At 55.9% G+C, this 18,013-nt stretch carries 15 protein-coding genes; 3 read left to right on the top strand and 12 right to left on the bottom strand.

Going from position 1 to position 18,013, the window contains the following annotated elements; genetic code table 11:
- Positions 1 to 38 precede the first annotated feature (38 nt).
- Both AAFH99_RS06150 and AAFH99_RS06145 read left to right on the top strand, forming a co-directional pair.
- Positions 39 to 2,114, top strand: coding sequence for a M13 family metallopeptidase (locus AAFH99_RS06150; RefSeq protein WP_406828954.1), 2,076 nt, complete (start codon positions 39 to 41; stop codon positions 2,112 to 2,114).
- A gap of 120 nt (positions 2,115 to 2,234) precedes the next feature.
- The gene (locus AAFH99_RS06145; RefSeq protein WP_043317723.1) at positions 2,235 to 4,121 is read left to right on the top strand and encodes an MFS transporter; all 1,887 of its coding nucleotides are present in this window, start codon (positions 2,235 to 2,237) and stop codon (positions 4,119 to 4,121) included.
- 92 nt (positions 4,122 to 4,213) lie between these two features.
- On the opposite strand, the gene tpx is transcribed toward AAFH99_RS06145, so the two are convergent.
- The 5 genes from tpx to prfC form a co-directional block, all read right to left on the bottom strand.
- Complete coding sequence (tpx, locus tag AAFH99_RS06140) at positions 4,214 to 4,708, bottom strand: thiol peroxidase (RefSeq protein ID WP_043317725.1); 495 nt, start codon at positions 4,706 to 4,708, stop codon at positions 4,214 to 4,216.
- Positions 4,709 to 4,894: 186 nt separating this feature from the next.
- A complete protein-coding gene (locus tag AAFH99_RS06135) occupies positions 4,895 to 6,265 on the bottom strand; it encodes a M20/M25/M40 family metallo-hydrolase (protein ID WP_406828953.1) in 1,371 nt (456 codons plus the stop codon).
- A gap of 129 nt (positions 6,266 to 6,394) precedes the next feature.
- Entirely contained in the window at positions 6,395 to 6,736 is a 342-nt protein-coding gene (locus AAFH99_RS06130; RefSeq protein ID WP_043317729.1) for a hypothetical protein, read from the bottom strand.
- Positions 6,737 to 6,939: 203 nt separating this feature from the next.
- A complete protein-coding gene (locus tag AAFH99_RS06125; RefSeq protein ID WP_406829166.1) occupies positions 6,940 to 7,464 on the bottom strand; it encodes a 1-acyl-sn-glycerol-3-phosphate acyltransferase in 525 nt (174 codons plus the stop codon).
- A gap of 143 nt (positions 7,465 to 7,607) precedes the next feature.
- Complete coding sequence (prfC, locus tag AAFH99_RS06120; RefSeq protein WP_406828952.1) at positions 7,608 to 9,191, bottom strand: peptide chain release factor 3; 1,584 nt, start codon at positions 9,189 to 9,191, stop codon at positions 7,608 to 7,610.
- Positions 9,192 to 9,299: 108 nt separating this feature from the next.
- Between prfC and AAFH99_RS06115 the strand changes: the two genes are divergently transcribed.
- Positions 9,300 to 11,075, top strand: a complete 1,776-nt coding sequence (locus AAFH99_RS06115; protein ID WP_406828951.1) for a M24 family metallopeptidase — start codon at positions 9,300 to 9,302, stop codon at positions 11,073 to 11,075.
- 13 nt (positions 11,076 to 11,088) lie between these two features.
- Here the strand turns inward: AAFH99_RS06115 and AAFH99_RS06110 are convergent, their stop codons facing one another.
- The 7 genes from AAFH99_RS06110 to AAFH99_RS06080 form a co-directional block, all read right to left on the bottom strand.
- Positions 11,089 to 12,138: an alpha/beta fold hydrolase gene (locus AAFH99_RS06110; RefSeq protein WP_406828950.1), complete on the bottom strand. Its 1,050-nt coding sequence runs from the start codon at positions 12,136 to 12,138 to the stop codon at positions 11,089 to 11,091.
- A 16-nt stretch (positions 12,139 to 12,154) separates the two neighbouring features.
- Positions 12,155 to 13,528 carry an MATE family efflux transporter gene (locus tag AAFH99_RS06105; protein ID WP_406828949.1) on the bottom strand — a complete coding sequence of 458 codons (1,374 nt, stop codon included), beginning with the start codon at positions 13,526 to 13,528 and terminating at the stop codon, positions 12,155 to 12,157.
- A gap of 57 nt (positions 13,529 to 13,585) precedes the next feature.
- Positions 13,586 to 14,098, bottom strand: a complete 513-nt coding sequence (gene rimI / locus AAFH99_RS06100) for a ribosomal protein S18-alanine N-acetyltransferase (protein WP_081847987.1) — start codon at positions 14,096 to 14,098, stop codon at positions 13,586 to 13,588.
- Positions 14,099 to 14,141: 43 nt separating this feature from the next.
- Positions 14,142 to 14,939 carry a hypothetical protein gene (locus AAFH99_RS06095; protein ID WP_043317735.1) on the bottom strand — a complete coding sequence of 266 codons (798 nt, stop codon included), beginning with the start codon at positions 14,937 to 14,939 and terminating at the stop codon, positions 14,142 to 14,144.
- Between the two features lie 24 nt (positions 14,940 to 14,963).
- Entirely contained in the window at positions 14,964 to 16,499 is a 1,536-nt protein-coding gene (locus AAFH99_RS06090) for a 2-isopropylmalate synthase (protein ID WP_406828948.1), read from the bottom strand.
- Positions 16,500 to 17,030: 531 nt separating this feature from the next.
- Positions 17,031 to 17,510 (bottom strand): glutathione peroxidase, encoded by a 480-nt coding sequence (locus tag AAFH99_RS06085; RefSeq protein WP_406828947.1) that lies wholly within the window; start codon positions 17,508 to 17,510, stop codon positions 17,031 to 17,033.
- Positions 17,511 to 17,749: 239 nt separating this feature from the next.
- Positions 17,750 to 18,013: transposase domain-containing protein (locus AAFH99_RS06080; RefSeq protein ID WP_406828946.1), on the bottom strand; the 264-nt coding region annotated here is incomplete at its 5' end.

Genomic DNA, 18,013 nt, shown 5'->3' with positions numbered 1-18,013 from the left:
AGCCGGACTAAATCCAATAAAAGCCCAAAAGGCCAACCATGAAAAAACTGCTTTTACCGCTGGCGATTGCCACTGCCATTACTACTGCAGGCGGCTGTGCCAAATCCGACAATACATCCGTTGACGGTGCCGATACCAAGCCGTCCACAGAGCAAGCCTCCACTACCGCTCTCAGCTCCGGTATTGACCTGAGCGCCATGGACACCAGCGTACGCCCACAAGACGATTTTTATTCCTACGTGAATGGCAACTGGATAAAAAATACGGAAATTCCCGCAGACAAATCCCGCTGGGGTGGGTTCAGCATTCTGCGCGACAAAGCCACCGAAGAAGTAAAAGCCCTGATCATGGAAGCCGGTGAGCACGCCAACAGCGCTGCCGCCAAGCAGATTGGCGACCTCTACAACAGCTATATGAATGAAGAGCTGATTGAAGAGAAAGGCCTTAAGGCTATTGAAGGCGAACTGGCAAAAGTTGATGCCATTCAGTCACACAAAGACCTGGGCGACTTCTTCGCCTATGCGGACACCGTAGGCTACAGCACCCCTTTCAGCGCAGGCATCTGGCAGGACCTGAAAGAAGTCGAGAATTACATTACCGTTATCTGGCAAGGAGGGCTGGGACTTCCCGATCGCGATTACTATTTCGATGATTCGGAGAAAGGCCAGAAACTCCAGCAGGCCTACCGCGACTATCTGATAAAAATGCAGAAAATCGCCGGTCTGGATAACCCGGAAGAAAATGCCGAGAGCATTTTCCAGTTGGAAAAAAATCTCGCTGAACACCACCGCACCCGCGTGGAAAACCGCGATCCAGACAAGTACTACAACAAACTCAGTGTTGCTGAGCTGCAGGCGCTCCTGCCCGCCATTGATCTGGAAAGCTACCTGAACAAGGCGCATCTGGAAAAAGCCGAAAGTTTTATGGTCGGCCAGCCGGATTACCTGGAAGCGGCCAACCAGGTCATCGCCGATACGGATCTGGCGACCTGGAAACGCTACCTGAAGCTTAAAGTTCTATCGGCTGCCGCTCCCTACCTGCACAGGGAAATTGCACAAACCGATTTCGACTTTTACAGCACGACCATTCGCGGAGTTCAGCAGATGGAACCCCGCTGGAAACGCGCAGTGCAGTTCGTAAATGGTTCAGTGGGCGAACTGGTGGGCCAGCGGTACGTCGAGAAGTACTTCCCGCCGGAAGCCAAGGCACGCATGGTCAAACTGGTGGACAACCTCAAGGCAGCCTACAAGGAATCCATCGAATCCCTGACCTGGATGAGTGAGGAAACCAAGAAGGAAGCTCTTACCAAGCTCGCCAACTTCACCACCAAAATTGGTTACCCGGACAAGTGGCGCGACTACAGCGCGCTGCAGGTCGACGCCGATGACCTGGTGGGCAACGCCATCGCCGCCACCCTGTTTGAAACCATGCACGAGCGCGACAAACTGGGTAAACCTCTCGACCGCGGTGAGTGGGGCATGAGCCCGCAGACGGTTAATGCTTACTACAACCCGGCCATGAATGAAATTGTGTTCCCCGCCGCAATCCTGCAGCCACCCTTCTTCAATATGAATGCGGACGATGCAGTAAATTATGGCGGTATCGGTGGCGTGATCGGTCATGAAATCGGCCACGGCTTCGACGACAAGGGTTCCAAGTTTGACGGCAGGGGCTACCTGAACAATTGGTGGACCGATTCCGACCTGAAAAACTTCGAGCACCTGACCGGTAAGCTCGTCGCTCAGTACAACGGCTTTGAACCCCTGGAAGGCGAGCATGTAAACGGCGAACTGACCCTGGGAGAGAATATCGGTGACCTGTCTGGTCTGGGCATTGCTTACAAAGCCTACAAGATGTCTTTGGATGGTAAAGAAGCACCGGTAATCGACGGTTTCACTGGCGATCAGCGCGTATTCCTGGGCTGGGCACAGGTGTGGCGCAGCAAAATGCGTGACGAGGCTCTGAGCGAGCGCCTGAAGACCGACCCGCACTCCCCGGCCGAGTACCGTGTTCAGGGCGTACTGCCGAATATCGAAGCCTTCTATTCCGCGTTTGACGTGAAGGAAGGGGACGGTATGTATCTGCCGGAAGAAGAGCGCGTGGTTATCTGGTAATCAGTACCACCATCGCCTCTTTCGAAGCCCCGCTCTGCGGGGCTTTTTCTTTAGGCTCGGCCTGCCCCTATCTGATTGAATGGCTTACCATAGTTCTCAAAGGACTTTGGGGAGACCAAAATGGCCCACAAGAACCAGTTCCAGCTGCTCGGCAGCCGTCGCTTTCTACCCTTCTTTTGCACTCAGTCTCTGGGCGCGTTTAACGACAATGTATTCAAGAATGCATTGATCGTGATGATCGCGTTTCGCCTGGCCACCGCGGAGGCGAACTTTCTGATCAACCTGGCCGCAGGCCTGTTTATCCTGCCATTTTTTCTGTTTTCCGCCACCGCCGGTCAGGTGGCAGACAAGGTCGACAAGAGCGTACTGATTCGCCGCATCAAACTGGCGGAAATCGGTATCGTGCTGTTTGGTATCGGTGCCCTGTATAGCGGCAACAATTACCTGTGCCTGCTGGTGCTATTTTTACTAGGTGTCCAGTCCGCCTTTTTCGGGCCGGTAAAGTACGCGATCCTGCCCCAGCACCTGCAAAAAGCAGAACTGGTGGGCGGGAATGCACTGGTGGAGATGGGGACATTCGTTTCGATTCTCACCGGCACCATCGTCGGCGGCCTGCTGGCGGGCTTTACCGGTGAGGGTGAACCCGGGCTGCTGTGGATCTCCGCGGTGATACTGGTCACGGCCATTACCGGTTACCTGGTAAGCCGCGCAATTCCCCAGGCAGTGCCACCCGCGCCAGACTTGCAGATCAACTACAACCCGGTAACCCAGACCGGCCGTATTCTCAAAGAAGCCGCAAAAACGCCCGCGGTGTTTTACGCGATAGTCGGTATTTCCTGGTTCTGGTTATTGGGCGCCGCCTACCTGACCCAGATCCCCAGCTTGACTCGCAATGTGCTGGGGGGCGGCGAGTCCCTGGTTACCCTGCTGCTGTGCTGCTTCACCATCGGGGTCGCCATTGGCTCACTGCTGTGCGGACGCCTGTCCGGTGGGAGGGTGGAGCTCGGTCTGGTGCCCATCGGTGCCGCAGGTTTGACCATCGTCGGCGTGTTACTGGCATCGGCCACCGGCAACTACCAACCACCGGCGGAAACCACCGTCGCAGCCTTCTGGGCGAATGACGGCGCGCTGGGAATTCTGGTCAACCTGACGTTGATTGGCATCTTTGGTGGCTTCTTTATCGTGCCACTGTACTCAATGATGCAGGAGCGCTCCGATGCGACTATCCGCGCACGTATCATCGCGGTCAATAACGTGATGAACGCGCTGTTTATGGTGGTAGCGGCCATCCTAGGCATCGTTTTTCTTAATGTGCTGGGTGCCACCATTCCGCAATTCTTTCTGGTAATCGCACTGATGAATGCGGCGGTCGCCATATTCGTGTTTACCCGGGTGCCGGAATTCGCCATGCGACTGCTGATCTGGCTGCTGTCGCATACCATGTATCGGGTAAATCACGAAGGACTGGAACGGATCCCCGCCGAAGGGCCGGCAATTATTGCCTGCAACCATGTGAGCTACGTGGACGCCCTTTTATTAGCCGGGGCCGTGCGCCGCCCTATTCGCTTTATCATGTACAAACCGATTTATGAGATTCCGGTACTGCACTTTATCTTCAAGACCAGCCGCGCCATTCCGATCTGCTCCAAACAGCAAGACCCGGATGGTTACGCACAGGCCTTTACAGCTATTGAGCAAGGGCTGAAAGACGGCGACCTGCTGTGTATTTTCCCCGAGGGCCAGCTGACCAAAGATGGGGAGCTACAGCCTTTTAAAGCCGGAATCGAGAAAATCCTGCAGCACACACCGGTGCCGGTCATTCCAATGGCGTTGCGCGGTTTGTGGGGCAGCTTTTTCAGCCACAAAGATGGCAGTGCATTTAGCACTTTGCCGCGACGCTTTTGGTCGCGAGTCAGTGTGGTGGCGGGGGACCCGCTGGCCGCGGCAGACGTGAAAGCAGAAGCCCTGCAGGAAACCGTACTGGACCTACGGGGAGAAGCGCGCTAGTTGATCGACCAAAGGGACTGCGCACACCACAAACAAAAACGCCGCGGAAATGACCGCGGCGTTTTTTACTCTGGAGGTAACCCGGGCTCCCGTTACAGAGCGCTGATGGCACCTTCATAGCTGGGTTCGTCGGCAGTTTCGGCAACCTGTTCGGTGTAGATGACCTTACCGCCTTCATCGATCACGACCACTGCCCGGGACAACAGGCCCTTCAGCGGGCCGGTTTCAAATGCCACACCGTAATCCTGGCCAAACTCGGAGCGGAACGCAGAACCCAGTTTCACATTATCCAGGCCCTCGGCGCCACAGAAACGGGTCATGGCAAACGGGAGATCCGCGGAGACACAAACCACCACGGTATTTTCCAGGGAAGACACTTTTTCATTGAACGTGCGTACGGAGGTTGCACAGGTCGGAGTATCTACAGACGGGAAAATATTCAGGACTACGCGCTTACCCGCTAGATCGTCCAGCGTGATTTCGGACAGGTCACCCTGCACCAGGGTAAACGCCGGCGCTTCGCTGCCAACAGACGGAAGCTCACCAACGGTGGTAATCGGGTTTCCTTTCAGTGTGATATTGGCCATTTTCGTATTCCTTGACTTGCCGGTTGAAAGTGATGGCAGCATGACGACGCACTTTGACATTGTCAATCGAGCGCCGCCAAACCGTAAACAATAAAAACCTGCAGGCTCGCTACAGCGGTCCACACCCACTGGGCGCGGTCCGTCCACCATTTGCAGTGGTTACTTACTTGAAATGCCCGCTGAGATTCAATTCTCCGTGGGAACCCGCCCAAAATCCCCTTCCATTTCTGCCGCCAGAAACGACATCACTACCCAGGCTGCGACATTCTGCTTCAGATTGTCCGGGTCTACCTTGTCCAAGGTGTCATTAGGTGTGTGGTGATAGTCGAAGTAATCGGTACCATCCTGGTACAGGCCCATGGCCGGTACACCGCGCGCAACAAATACACTGCTGTCCGGGCCACCGGAGGACTTATTGTTGCCGCGCTCAATGCCCAGCGGGGCCAGTAATTGCATCATCTGGTCCGCGATAGCGAACTTGCTTTCCGGAATCCGGGTATCAAAACGCCAGATTTTTCCGGCGCCGAAGTCAGATTCAGACACCATAATGATCTTGTCCAGCTCGTCCTGGTGAACGTCCACATACTGTCTGGCCCCAACCAGACCAATTTCTTCGGCGCCGAACAACACCACACGCAGGGTACGACGGGGGCGCTGCGGCAACTCGGAAATCAGTCGCGCCGTCTCCATCACGATGGCAACCCCGGCACCATCGTCCAGGGCACCGGTGCCCTCATCCCAACTATCCAGATGCGCACCGATCAGTACGACCTCTTCCGGCTTCTCGCGGCCAACCAGCTCGCCAATTACGTTAAACGAGGGGCCATCGGCCAGAGGCTCGTTGTGCACATCCAGTTTCACCTCCACCGGTTTCCCCCGCTCAAGCATGGCTTCCAGCAGGTTCGCATCCGGCGCAGACAGAGCCAGTGCCGGGACTGGATTGGCCACACCATCGATAGACATCATTCCAGTGTGGGCAAAGCGATCAGAATCGGTTCCCACAGAGCGCAACAATAAAGCTACGGCGCCCTTTTCGGCCGCCGCACGCATCCCCTTGCTGCGCCCCTGAACGGCCGGGCCATACCCTTCACCGGTGCGGGCGCGCGCCATTCGCTTATTGATAAAAGCGATCTTGCCTTTTACCTTGCGCGCCGGCGCCTTCATCAGGGCTTCCACATCCGCAAACTCGATAATCTCCGCATTGAGCCCGCCCTCTGGCGTGGAGGCGCCGTAGCCGAGGGACGATACCACCAGCGGCTGCGGGAAAGGCGCTGTCACCTCAGCATGGGCGTGACCGCGCGCCCAGCGCTTCACGTCGATCTGCTCGGTATAGACCCGGTCAAAACCGAGATCTTTCATTTTCTGCTGCGCCCAGGCCACAGCACGTTCGTCGCCTTTAGTACCGGCGCGGCGTGGTCCTACCTCGACGGTAAGTGACTCCACCAGACTGTATGCATCGGAGGACTCTAGTGCCCGGTCGCGCAACACTTCTGCTACAGACAGGTCTTCCTGCTTCAGCGGCGCAGCCTGTGCAGCGGCCATGAGCAATCCCGCCATCAAGCCCCCGCTTACGCTCGCGAGAGGCTTCAACACTCGATTCATCATTGGTTTCTCCAGTTACCACTCGTGGAATTTATTTTGTTGGTCAGATCGCAGTTACTACCGTGTCTTGTGACACCCATTTCACTAACGTCCATCGCCGGGGAGAGCGAGTAACCGCTCACGTACATTACGCAGTTTTTCCAGCCCGGCTGCGGAAAACAGGTAGGGCATTTTCCCGGTGTACTCCTCTTCCTCGATTTTCAGGCACTCCAGCCGCAACGCCTCCAGAGGCGGGTCGTGCCGCATCGGGTAGCCCGTCAGTACCCGCCATTCATTGTCATCTGCTTGCCCGGCAATCACATCTTCCAGGCCTTGCTGAAACTGCGCGCGTTCCATTCTGAAGCGGGGGGTGCGCATATGCATTAAGCCCCACACAATCAGCGCAAAAACCGCAAAGGAAATACACAGAGTTAGAAAAATCGTCAACGGTGATGCCTCCTTCTTCAGCCAGGGAACCTCTGAAAGCCCCGCAGAGCGCGACCTGAAGGCAGCATCTGCTACGTTACAGCTGTTGTAAAGGGCTGGGCCATTCACTGCGCGCTGCGTCTAAACACAGCCTTGACGTCACAATGCGACAATACAGGCTTGACCGGAGGCTCCCCCCTAGGGGACTGTCATCGGGTCAGCTGTCAGTCCGCACCCGCCAAATCCGTCTGGTTTTCCGGGTTACGACCGCGGTACTTACTGAACCGGCGCTGGATTTCGAGCATATCTTCATCCAGGTTACCCGTCGTCCGGTAGAGTGAATCGATACAGATTCGCTTGGTGGGGAAATCCCATGCCACCAGCAGAACGGGCACATTAGCCGCATGAGCAATACGCAAAAATCCGTTTTTCCACTTGGTGGCTTTTTTGCGCGTGCCCTCGGGTGTGATGGCGACCCACATTTTTTCGTGATTCTTAAACTGACTCGCCACCTGTTTGGCCATTCCGCCCGCAGCACGACGGTCGGTGGGAATCCCTCCGAGCCACATAAACAGACCTTTGAAAGGGAAGAAGAAAGCTTCCTTTTTCATTAACCAGGAAGCTTTCAGTTTTAGCGCCATGATAAATGGCATCGCCACCACAAAATCCCAGTTGGACGTGTGAGGCGCCAGTGCCACCATCAATTTTTTCTCTGGTGGAAACTCGCCGTCAAAATGCCACCCCAGCATTCTCACAATCAGCAATCCGACTTTCTGAGTAAGCCAATTGCCGGTGCGCGGCATCTCTTCCGGCAGTTGTGTGGGGATCGTTGTTTTTTTACCAGCTGTCACTGCAAGAATCTCTTCAAAAGTCTGCGAATTAAATTAGTGGATCAGTGCTCACGCGTCGCGTAGAACCGCACCTCTGGATAGCGCTCTTCAGCCAGCTGAAGATTCACCCGGGTGGGAGCGAGATAAGTGAGGTGGCCGGAGCCGTCCAGAGCCAGGTTAGTGCTGGCCTTGCGCTTGAAGTTTTCCAGCTCCTTGGCACTTTCACTATCGACCCAACGGGCAGTGTTCACATTCACGTTCTCGTAAATGGCTTCCACCTTGTATTCATCTTTCAGGCGGTAGGCTACCACCTCAAACTGCAGCACCCCCACGGCACCGACAATAATGTCGTTATTGTCCAGAGGGAAAAACACCTGAGTCGAGCCCTCTTCCGAGAGTTGCTGCAGGCCTTTCTGCAGCTGCTTCAGTTTCAGAGGATCCTTGAGGCGGATACGGCGAAAGAGCTCCGGGGCGAAGTTGGGGATACCTGTGAATTTCAGGCTCTCACCTTCGGTAAAGGTATCACCAATCTGGATGGTACCGTGGTTGTGTAATCCTATGATATCCCCGGCAATCGCCTCCTCCACGTGGGTCCGATCACCAGCCATGAAAGTCACGGCATCAGCAATTTTCACATCTTTGCCGATCCGCACATGTTTCATTTTCATGCCGCGGCTATAAGTGCCAGAACAGACCCGCATAAACGCAATGCGGTCTCGGTGCTTGGGATCCATGTTCGCCTGGATTTTGAAGACAAATCCGGAAAATTTCTCTTCACCCGGCTGCACTTCACGCTCGTTCGTTTCCCGCGACTGCGGACCCGGCGCCCATTCAACAAACCCATCCAGCATTTCCCGCACACCGAAATTTCCGAGCGCCGTGCCAAAGAACACCGGTGTCAGTTTACCGGCACGATAGGCCTCCAGATCAAACTCGTGGGTAGCCCCACGCACAAGCTCGATTTCGTCACGAATCTCTCCTGCCTCATCGCCCAGCAGCGCTGTGGCTTCATCGCTGTCCAGCCCTTTGATCTGGGTATCTTCCGGAATGGTGTGCCCCTGACCTTGCTTGAACACGTGAATGGTGTCGGTATAGAGGTTGTATACGCCCTTGAACAGTTTACCGGAGCCTAGCGGCCAGTTGATGGGCGCCGCCTGGATGTCCAGCACCTCCTCAATCTCATCCATCACTTCGATAGGATCTCGAATATCCCGGTCGAGCTTGTTGATAAATGACAGGATCGGTGTTGTGCGCAGGCGGCACACATTCATCAGCTTGATGGTGCGGTCTTCGACCCCCTTGGCGCCATCGATGACCATCAGCGCAGAATCAACCGCAGTCAGCACCCGGTAAGTATCTTCCGAGAAATCTTCGTGCCCGGGTGTATCGAGCAGGTTTACCACCCGCTCCTTGTATGGGAATTGCATCACCGAGGATGTCACGGAGATACCGCGCTCCTGCTCCATCGTCATCCAGTCTGAGCGCGCGTGTGGTCCCTTTTTGCCTTTGACCGAGCCCGCCAGCTGAATGGCGTTCCCGAACAGAAGCAACTTCTCGGTCACCGTGGTTTTACCGGCGTCCGGGTGGGAGATAATTGCAAAAGTACGGCGACCATTGATGCCCGCCAGAGAAGAGGATTGACCCATAGTGCACACAATCGAACTGGATAAAAAACAGGCGCGCATTATACACGGGAGCGCACTTCTCTGGGGGCTGTTAGACTGCAAAAAGCATTTAAATGAGCGAGGTGAACAATGAGTCAAGACCGCTTGAACGCGCTGTATTCGGCGCTGCAGGAACAGAGTGTACAGGGCTATCTGGTCCCTCGGTGTGACGAGTACCAGAACGAGTATGTACCGCCTTGCGATGAGCGCCTCGCCTGGCTCACCGGTTTTGACGGCTCTGCCGGGCTCGCCGCTCTGGCCCACCGCCGCGCCGCACTTTTCGTTGATGGCCGCTACACTCTCCAGGCACAGCAACAGGTTGGCGACCAGGCCATTGCGCTAAAAGGCCTGTCCGCGAATGAAATAGCTGATTGGCTCAGCAGCGCCCTGAAAGAGGGCGATACGCTCGGCTACGACCCACGCCTGCACACAGAGCCCGGCCTTGCACCACTCAGAAAACGATTGCAGGAACAGGGGGTACGACTACGCCCTCTGGACACCAATCCCATCGACGCGATCTGGTCAGATCGCCCCGCTCCACCCTGTGGTCCGGCGCGCCCCCATCCTTTGGTCTTTACCGGGGAGGAGTCCGCGCAAAAACGCGCACGTATTGCCGGGCAGCTTGCCGACAGGCACCAGGATGCCCTATGGCTTGCCAACCCGGAAGTCTGCGCATGGTTGTTCAATATCCGCGGTGATGATATTCCCCACCTGCCTGTGACACTGAGCATGGGGCTATTGTATCGGGACGGCAGCGCTACGTTGTATCTCGCTCAAAAGGCGGTCACAGATGCCCTGCGCCAACACCTGGGACACGGCGTCGAGCTGGTCCACAACAAAGAGGATCTGTTCCGGGCCGCTACGCATCGACATGTTCAAAGCGTCTGGGCCGACCCGCTGTTGAGTAACTGCTGGAGCCTGCAACAATTCGACGATCGCGACATACAGATTTTTCCGCAGCGGGATCCGATTACCGGTGCCAAGGCACGTAAAAATCCTGTCGAGCTGAAAGGCAGCCGCGCCGCGCATATTCGGGACGGCGCAGCGCTGTGCGAATTTCTTGCCGAGCTGCCCCACGCGGTGCGGCAGGAATCTTTCGGTGAGTTGGAAGCCGTGCAACTACTGCGCAGTAAACGGGAGCAACGCGAGGGGTTTAACGACGACAGCTTCGACGCCATTTCCGGCTACCGCGGCAATGGCGCTATCGTCCATTACCGGGTCACACCGGCGTCCAGCCAGACAATGCACGCGGAAGGCATCTACCTGATCGACTCGGGTGGTCAGTATCCAGATGGCACCACCGATGTCACTCGCACCCTTGCTCTCGGGGAATTTCCAGCGACGGCACGGGAGCACTTTACCCGTGTGCTCAAGGGCCACATCGCCATCGCTACCCTGCGTTTTCCCGCAGGAACCTTCGGTGAGCAGATCGACGCTTTCGCCCGTAAATCCCTGTGGGATGCGGGTCTCGATTATGCCCATGGCACTGGTCACGGTGTGGGGAGCTTCCTGAGTGTCCACGAGGGCCCGCAGCGTATTGGAAAAGCCAGTTCGCAAGTACCTCTGGAGGCGGGAATGATTGTATCCAATGAGCCCGGCTTCTATCTGGCGAACGAATACGGAATAAGGATTGAAAACCTGGTTTTCATCAAAGAATGTTCCGCACATCCCGGATTTCTGGAGTTTGAGGAACTGACGTTGGCCCCTATCGATCTTCAGCTGATCGAGCCGGCACTTCTGAACAAAGATGAAATCCGGTGGCTGAACGATTATCACCGGAAGGTTCGGGAGACACTCATGCCACTGGTAAACGGCAGCACTCGTGAATGGCTTGTGACAGCTACAGCACCGGTCACGGGCTGCTGACAAGTACCGAGAATCAGTACGGGGCGATTTCCGGAGATGGCCCCAAGCCCTCACGCAGGGGCTGACTGCCGAGCTGTGCGCGCCAAAAAGGCAACATTGCAGAGAGTACCCGCCGACTGACCTCCGGTTCCAGGGCGTGCCCCATTCCGGAAATTGCCACAAACTCAGCACCGGGAATCTTTTCTGCGGTATCCCGGCCATGATCCAGTGGCAGCAATGGGTCTTTGTCGCCATGAATTACCAAGGTAGGAACGGCGATCGTCTTCAGTATATCAGTCCGGTCCCCACTCGCCAGAATGGCCTGGAACTGCCGCACGGTACCTGGCCCGTAGCTGCCGCGGTTCATTACCCGCTCCGCCAGCTGGCGCGCATACTCAGTAGAAAAATACTCAGGTGAGCCAATGGTACGCGCAATACTGACCCGGTTTGCAAGCTCCTCTTCCCTGCTGAGGCCGGATTTTGCTCCAGATGCCAGCGCGGATACGGCCTCGGGGCTGGACTCACTAAGATTCGGCGCCCCGGAACTCGACATGATGGAGGTCAATGTAAGCGCCCTTTGTGGGTAAGCCGCAGCCAATACCTGTGCGATCATTCCGCCCATAGAGGCACCAACTATATGCGCCCGGTCAATGCCAAGTGCCTGCAAAACACCCACTGCATCTGCCGCCATATCCTGAAGACCATAGGCCGGCTCTGGAGTAAGCCCGACCTTTGCGCGCACCATTGTCCACCAGACAGGAGGCGCAGCAAGGCGGTAAAATTTTTGCGACAGGCCCGCGTCACGATTATCGATCAACACTACCCGATAGCCTTGATCGAGCAATCCCTGTACCAGGGTATCCCCCCAGTGCAGCATTTGCGCACCCAGCCCCATGATCAGCAGTACCGGTTCACCGTCCCGGGCACCCATATCCTGATACGCAATAGCAGTTTCATCCACCGTAACGAAATGGATCGGATACCGGTCAAAGGGACTTTCGGTAGAATATGCATTCACCGCCAAACACAGGATCACCAACAGGAACGGCCAGTACGCTAGTTGCCGCACATTCGCCTTCAACATATTCAGCCTCTCGAACCTACTTGGCAAACAACCCCTCGCGGTTTCCCACATTCTCCGCAAGGTAACGACGCAACCACCACCACGCCAATATACCGATCGTCAGGTTTGCGATCACTGTGGCCACAAACAAACCGTAAATCCCCAAGACATAATTCCCCAGCCAGGCCAGGGGGAGGTACAGCCCAAGTACGCGCAGGAATGAAATAATGGTTCCAGGTAATGGGTGCCCCAGACCATTGAACGCGGCGTTGGCAGACATGACAAATCCATAACCGGCGTAGCTGAAAGGCACCAGGCTTAAATAGCCTACAGCCACGGCAAGCACTTGCGGCGAGTCGCTGAATAACGCCGCAATATGCCGCCCCAGGAGCCACAGTAAAATCGCCAGTCCCACCCCAAAAACAATGCAAAAACGGGAAAGCACCGCAATGGTTTCATGCAGACGCTGCTGTTTACCCGCACCAGCATTCTGCCCCATAAAAGGTCCAACTACCGACGACAGCGCATAGAACACAATGAGCGCCAGCGGTTCAATTCGCAAGGCAATACCAAGGCCTGCCACCGCGTCGGCACCATGCGCGGCGACCAATGCCACCACCACACCACCGGATACGGGAATAATAACGTTGGTCGCGATGGCAGGGAGACCTACTCTCAACAGGCTCGACCAGGATTCTTTAACAAGCCGCCAATTCAAGGTTGGGGCAGACAGCAATTGTTCACGGCGGGCCAACACATACAGCGCGATAAAAAAGCTCACACCCCGCGCAATCACCGTGGCTAGTGCCGCCCCCTGAAGTTCCAGTCGCGGAAAGCCAAAAAGACCAAAGATGAGCAGTGGGTCCAGAACCAGGTTGAACACCGCAACCGCTATCATAATGCGTCCGGTGAGTGCACTGTTGCCAATAGCCCGCAGTGCAGACAGGGACACCATTGGCACCACTGCGAACACAGCGCCGTAATACCAGGGAACCATGTATTCGGTAATCAACGGTAACAACCGTTCCTGCGCGCCCAGCAGTCGGAATAGCGGTTCTATGGTAAGCAGACCGATTGCACTGACGAGTACAGCAAGCAATAAAGCTAACAGAGTTGCGTCAGTAACCAGCTGGCGCACCCGAGACATGTCCCCCGCACCATAGGCCCGCGCAACCGCCGAGGAAGTGCCAGCCCCGAGCCCGATAGCCAGCGCGTTGATCACCATCACCACCGGAAAGGTGAAGCTCATGGCCGCCAGGGGGCCGTCCCCCAACTGGGATACGAAATAGGTATCCACCACATTGAAGGACATGGTGGCGAGAATACCCCAGACCATAGGCAGTGCGAGACGCTGTAAATGTGCGGCGACAGCACCGTCCAGGAGTGACGGTTGAGATCGATGGGATGCCATGGAGGTTCCGGAGTTAATACGTGCTTTGCCGGGTGACGGGCACAGACAAATGGTCGTTTACAGTACCAGACTCATAAGCAAGGCGTCTTCCCGACTGCCATCGGGTTTCGGGTAGTAGTTTTTGCGGCGACCATCTTCGGTAAAGCCGAGCTTGTGGTACAGCGCTCGCGCCGGACGGTTGGACGCACGAACCTCCAGCAACACTCGCGCCACGTGTTCGGGAAACTGGGCAAAAATATGCTGTAATAACCGCGCTCCGACGCCAAGATTGCGGCAGCCCGGCGCCACAGCGACATCCAGAATTTCCGCTTCGTCAAACAGGCGGCTCACCACACAGCAGGCGAGAATCTGCCCGTGCTTTTGTACTGAAGGTTCGGGTGGGCGCAGGATCCAGCAGTGGTGCCCCGCTCTCAGGCTGTCGTGGTATTGAATCGAGCTCCACGGATGACTATGGGCGCTGCGGGCAAGTGCTGCAAGGTTATCGCAATCTTTCTCCCCGGCACGCTCGAAGTGCAACGGAGACTCTCTGTGCAGGGCAAGCGTTGAGGAATCAGGGATTGGTGAGTTCAACGGCGATTTCCGTAATCAGCAAGAATGTACCCGGCCCGCGCACCTATTGGCTTCGGGTCTGCTCCGGATAAAGGTCACGCAATAAATGCCAGAGTTCCCGCTTGCGCCATGGCTCGTTCAGCAGCTCAGTGAGACTCGGCATGGCTACCACGTATCGCCCCTGCCAGTCATTGATCGGCGACTTCAGGGGGACCGGCGAGCAGAATGCCTGCGCCTGCTCTCCCATAAGCCAGACCCATTTCACTGACTTTCGCCCACAGGCCGCTTCCAGCCAGCTACCACAGGTTTCCCGGGCATCACTGGCACCCGCAGCGGTCGCAAAAGGATTTTCAGCCAGTGGCCACTTGAGCTTGTCGCGTTCGCTCGGCAATTGATGCCAACCGATTGCCCGCGCAATATTACCAAACAGAGATTCTACCGGTAGCGCGGTTCCGGGTTCACGGCTGTCCACCGCCAGCAGCTCTTCTCCCAACCACCAGCAGCTGAGCACAAAGGGCGGTACCGGCTTCTCAGGAGCCGCCACGGGCACGACTCTGGCCGGCGGAGGTACCTTTGCCTCTGCTGCCAGGCTGCCAACCACGCGCTCCATCTCCACAGGTGCAGCCGCCCGCGAGGCTGCAGGTTTAGCCGGTGTTTCGACGGGTAGCGATACGGAGGCACCAACTGTCTGCATCAATGCCGCAGCCGCAGCGGGGCGAACTTCAGGGTTCGCCTGTGCCGACTGAGGCGGCGGGGGCAGCAGGGCCTGGGTAGGCTCTGCTGCGAGTGGCAGTCGGAATCTCGGCATATAGCTGGTTACACCCAGTGCCGTCAGGTACTCCGTCCGCTGTAATTCGTTCACTCTGTTCCCCGCTGGCGCCTTCCATCAAACGCCGGTTGGCTTACTGCTTTTACTGGCGAGCAAGTTTAACGCATCCAGGTAGGCTTTTGCGGACGCTACCAGAATATCGGTATCGGCACCGACGCCGTTCACCAGTTGACCATCGCGTTCCAGCCGAACCGTCACGCTGCCCTGGGAGTCAGTACCCTGGGTCACCGCATTGACAGAATAAAGCTGCAGATCCGCCTGGCTTCCCACCACCGATTCGATGGCCTTGAAAGTTGCATCCACCGGACCACTGCCCTCGGCACTGCACGTTTTTTTCTCCCCATCAATAACCAGCTCTAACTGCGCCTGGGGGTTACTGCCGCTTTTACTGCGCACTTCGAGGTCGGCCAATTGATAGTGCTCTACCGGGTCGGTGGCACCGGAAATCAACGATTGTAAATCTTCATCGAAGATTTCGTGTTTTTTATCCGCGAGATCCTTGAAGCGCTGGAACAGCACATTGAACTCCGCAGGGTCGGCGAAGGTCACGCCCAGCTCTTCATAGCGTGCCTTCACCGCGGCGCGGCCGGAATGCTTACCGAGAACCAGTCGGTTCTGCCCCCAACCCACATCCTCTGCACGCATGATTTCGTAGGTTTCGCGATGCTTGAGCACGCCGTCCTGGTGAATACCGGATTCGTGCGCGAAGGCATTAGCCCCCACAATCGCCTTATTCGGCTGAACCGGGAAGCCGGTGATAGAGGAAACCAGGCGCGAAGTGGGCACAATATGCGAGGCATCGATACCAGTTTCCACTGGATACAGATCCTGACGGGTACGCACGGCCATGACGATTTCTTCCAGTGAAGCATTACCCGCACGCTCGCCCAGACCATTGATGGTGCACTCTACCTGGCGAACACCATTCATCACCGCAGAAAGAGAGTTGGCCACGGCCAGGCCCAAATCGTTATGGCAGTGGGTAGAGAATATGGCCAGGTCGGAATTGGGTACATTCTCGATGACCCGTTTGAACATGGCACCGTACTCTCCCGGTTCACCGTAACCCACGGTATCAGGGATATTGATGGTGCCGGCGCCGGCGTTGATGACCGCTTCGATAATCCGATACATGAATTCTGGCTCAGAGCGGCTGCCGTCCTCCAGAGAGAACTCCACATCGTCGGTAAACTGGCGCGCAGTTTTTACCGCCTCTACCGCCTGGCGCAATACATCTTCCGGCTCCATCTGAAGCTTGTACTTCATATGGATGGGTGAGGTGGCAATAAAGGTGTGAATACGGGACGCATTGGCCTTTTTGAGCGCTTCACCGGCGCGCAGAATATCGGGCCCCACGGCGCGGGCCAGGCTACATACACGGGAATCTTTTACGGTTTCAGCCACCGCCTGCACAGCTTCAAAATCGCCCTGACTGGCAATCGCGAAGCCAGCCTCTATGACGTCGACCCGCATACGCTCCAGCATGGAGGCAATACGGATTTTTTCGTCCTTGGTCATGGAAGCGCCGGGGCTTTGCTCGCCGTCCCGCAAGGTGGTATCGAAAATGACTAATTTATCTTTTTTAGCGTTCATCAGGGCTCTTCTCCTAGTCTGGCCCGAGGCTAAACAGCGGTAACGCCGCTGTCTACGCACTGCTCAAATTAAGTACGGAATTCTGTAGAGAGGTATGGGGATAAAATTATATGCCGCGACGCGGCAGTCGTAGCAGGCGTGCTAGTAGTAGGAGGGCAGTGAAGTTCGCAGCGCGATGGCGTGAATAGGTGGTAAATGACGCCTCCGCGAAAACGCAGGAGACCCGACGCCGCGCACCCGGCAACCATTTGCCGGCGGATTGACTGGGTTTCATGTCTGTATCCGTTTTCTGATTGATTAGTTCACTACTCGCCCGTCGCAGAGCCAACTATTGACCCTGCTCCGGCGTCGCAAACTATAGTCCGACCAGGCCCAAAACATCAATACTCATCCTATTTAACCGCTTACAAATAGCCATCAAAGCAAAATAATTATCGAAAAATCGAGTAAATTTAGGATAAAAGAACCTATCAACACAAGTGTGGCCTGCCAGCCCCCTTACGAGATTGCCTTTTTGGACACGCTGAATGTCTACAGTAAGGCCTCGATGTCTGCCGCAATCTGTTCTGGCTTATCTTTCGGCGCATACCGCTTCACCACATCACCCTCACGGCCCACGAGGAACTTGGTGAAATTCCATTTAATACCCTCAGTCCCGAGAATCCCAGGCGCCTGTTTCTTCAGGAGTGAGAACAATGGGTGTGCATCGGATCCATTCACGTCGACCTTTGCATAGATTGGGAAGCTCACTCCGTAGTTCAGTGTGCAGAACTCCTGAATTTCGTTATCACTGCCAGGCTCCTGCTGACCAAACTGGTTACAGGGGAAGCCGAGTACGACCAGCCCTTGGTCCTTGTACTTTCGGTACAGGTCTTCCAAACCCTGATACTGCGGGGTAAACCCGCACTTGCTCGCAGTATTCACCACGAGCAGGACCTTCCCTTTGAACTCATCCAGTGTTCCTTTTTTTCCTTCACTGGTTTGAACCGGGATAGTGAAGATATCGGACATGGGCTGACTCCTTGATATATAACGGTCAATCTAACATCTGAATATATCGTACAAGTTAACCAGCGCAAGGTAATTCACAGGGCTGTACAAGTTACTCAGAAATACCGGGACTACCTGTGCATATCCTTAACATTTGATTTAAGGAACAAATTAAAACTTATGCACAGGCTGGTTACGCACAGAAACCTTGGACAGACTTGTGGGTAAGTGTGGGATATTAGGTGTGAGTGGGTAAGCGATCAGTCTTCCCCGCCCTCGACGCGAGTATTGCTTTCAGGTAGCCCAGCAGCCCTGATCTTCCACGGTAGCAATGCCTCGATGGCTTCCAATGACTCGGCCTGCGGCAGACGGCTGTAAACGGCAAGGAGATACTCGTGAGGCTCAAGTCCATTGAGCTTAGCCGTTTCAATCAGACTATACAGTGCTGCACTGGCTTTGGCCCCTTTCGGCGTATCACTGAAGAGCCAGTTCTTGCGGCCGATTACGAACGGACGGATAGCATT

This window comes from Microbulbifer sp. ARAS458-1 (assembly GCF_045348205.1).
In the GTDB taxonomy this organism is placed as follows: domain Bacteria; phylum Pseudomonadota; class Gammaproteobacteria; order Pseudomonadales; family Cellvibrionaceae; genus Microbulbifer.
The sequence above is the reverse complement of the archived record's forward strand: the minus strand, read 5'-3'. Positions and strand labels throughout refer to the sequence as shown.

Coding starts and splice junctions, on each gene's coding strand:
- AAFH99_RS06150 (WP_406828954.1), top strand. CDS start 39: ATGAAAAAACTGCTTTTACCGCTGGCGATTGCCACTGCCATTACTACT.
- AAFH99_RS06145 (WP_043317723.1), top strand. CDS start 2,235: ATGGCCCACAAGAACCAGTTCCAGCTGCTCGGCAGCCGTCGCTTTCTA.
- tpx (WP_043317725.1), bottom strand. CDS start 4,708: ATGGCCAATATCACACTGAAAGGAAACCCGATTACCACCGTTGGTGAG.
- AAFH99_RS06135 (WP_406828953.1), bottom strand. CDS start 6,265: ATGGCGGGATTGCTCATGGCCGCTGCACAGGCTGCGCCGCTGAAGCAG.
- AAFH99_RS06125 (WP_406829166.1), bottom strand. CDS start 7,464: ATGCTGGGGTGGCATTTTGACGGCGAGTTTCCACCAGAGAAAAAATTG.
- prfC (WP_406828952.1), bottom strand. CDS start 9,191: ATGGGTCAATCCTCTTCTCTGGCGGGCATCAATGGTCGCCGTACTTTT.
- AAFH99_RS06115 (WP_406828951.1), top strand. CDS start 9,300: ATGAGTCAAGACCGCTTGAACGCGCTGTATTCGGCGCTGCAGGAACAG.
- AAFH99_RS06110 (WP_406828950.1), bottom strand. CDS start 12,138: ATGTTGAAGGCGAATGTGCGGCAACTAGCGTACTGGCCGTTCCTGTTG.
- AAFH99_RS06105 (WP_406828949.1), bottom strand. CDS start 13,528: ATGGCATCCCATCGATCTCAACCGTCACTCCTGGACGGTGCTGTCGCC.
- AAFH99_RS06090 (WP_406828948.1), bottom strand. CDS start 16,499: ATGAACGCTAAAAAAGATAAATTAGTCATTTTCGATACCACCTTGCGG.
- AAFH99_RS06085 (WP_406828947.1), bottom strand. CDS start 17,510: ATGTCCGATATCTTCACTATCCCGGTTCAAACCAGTGAAGGAAAAAAA.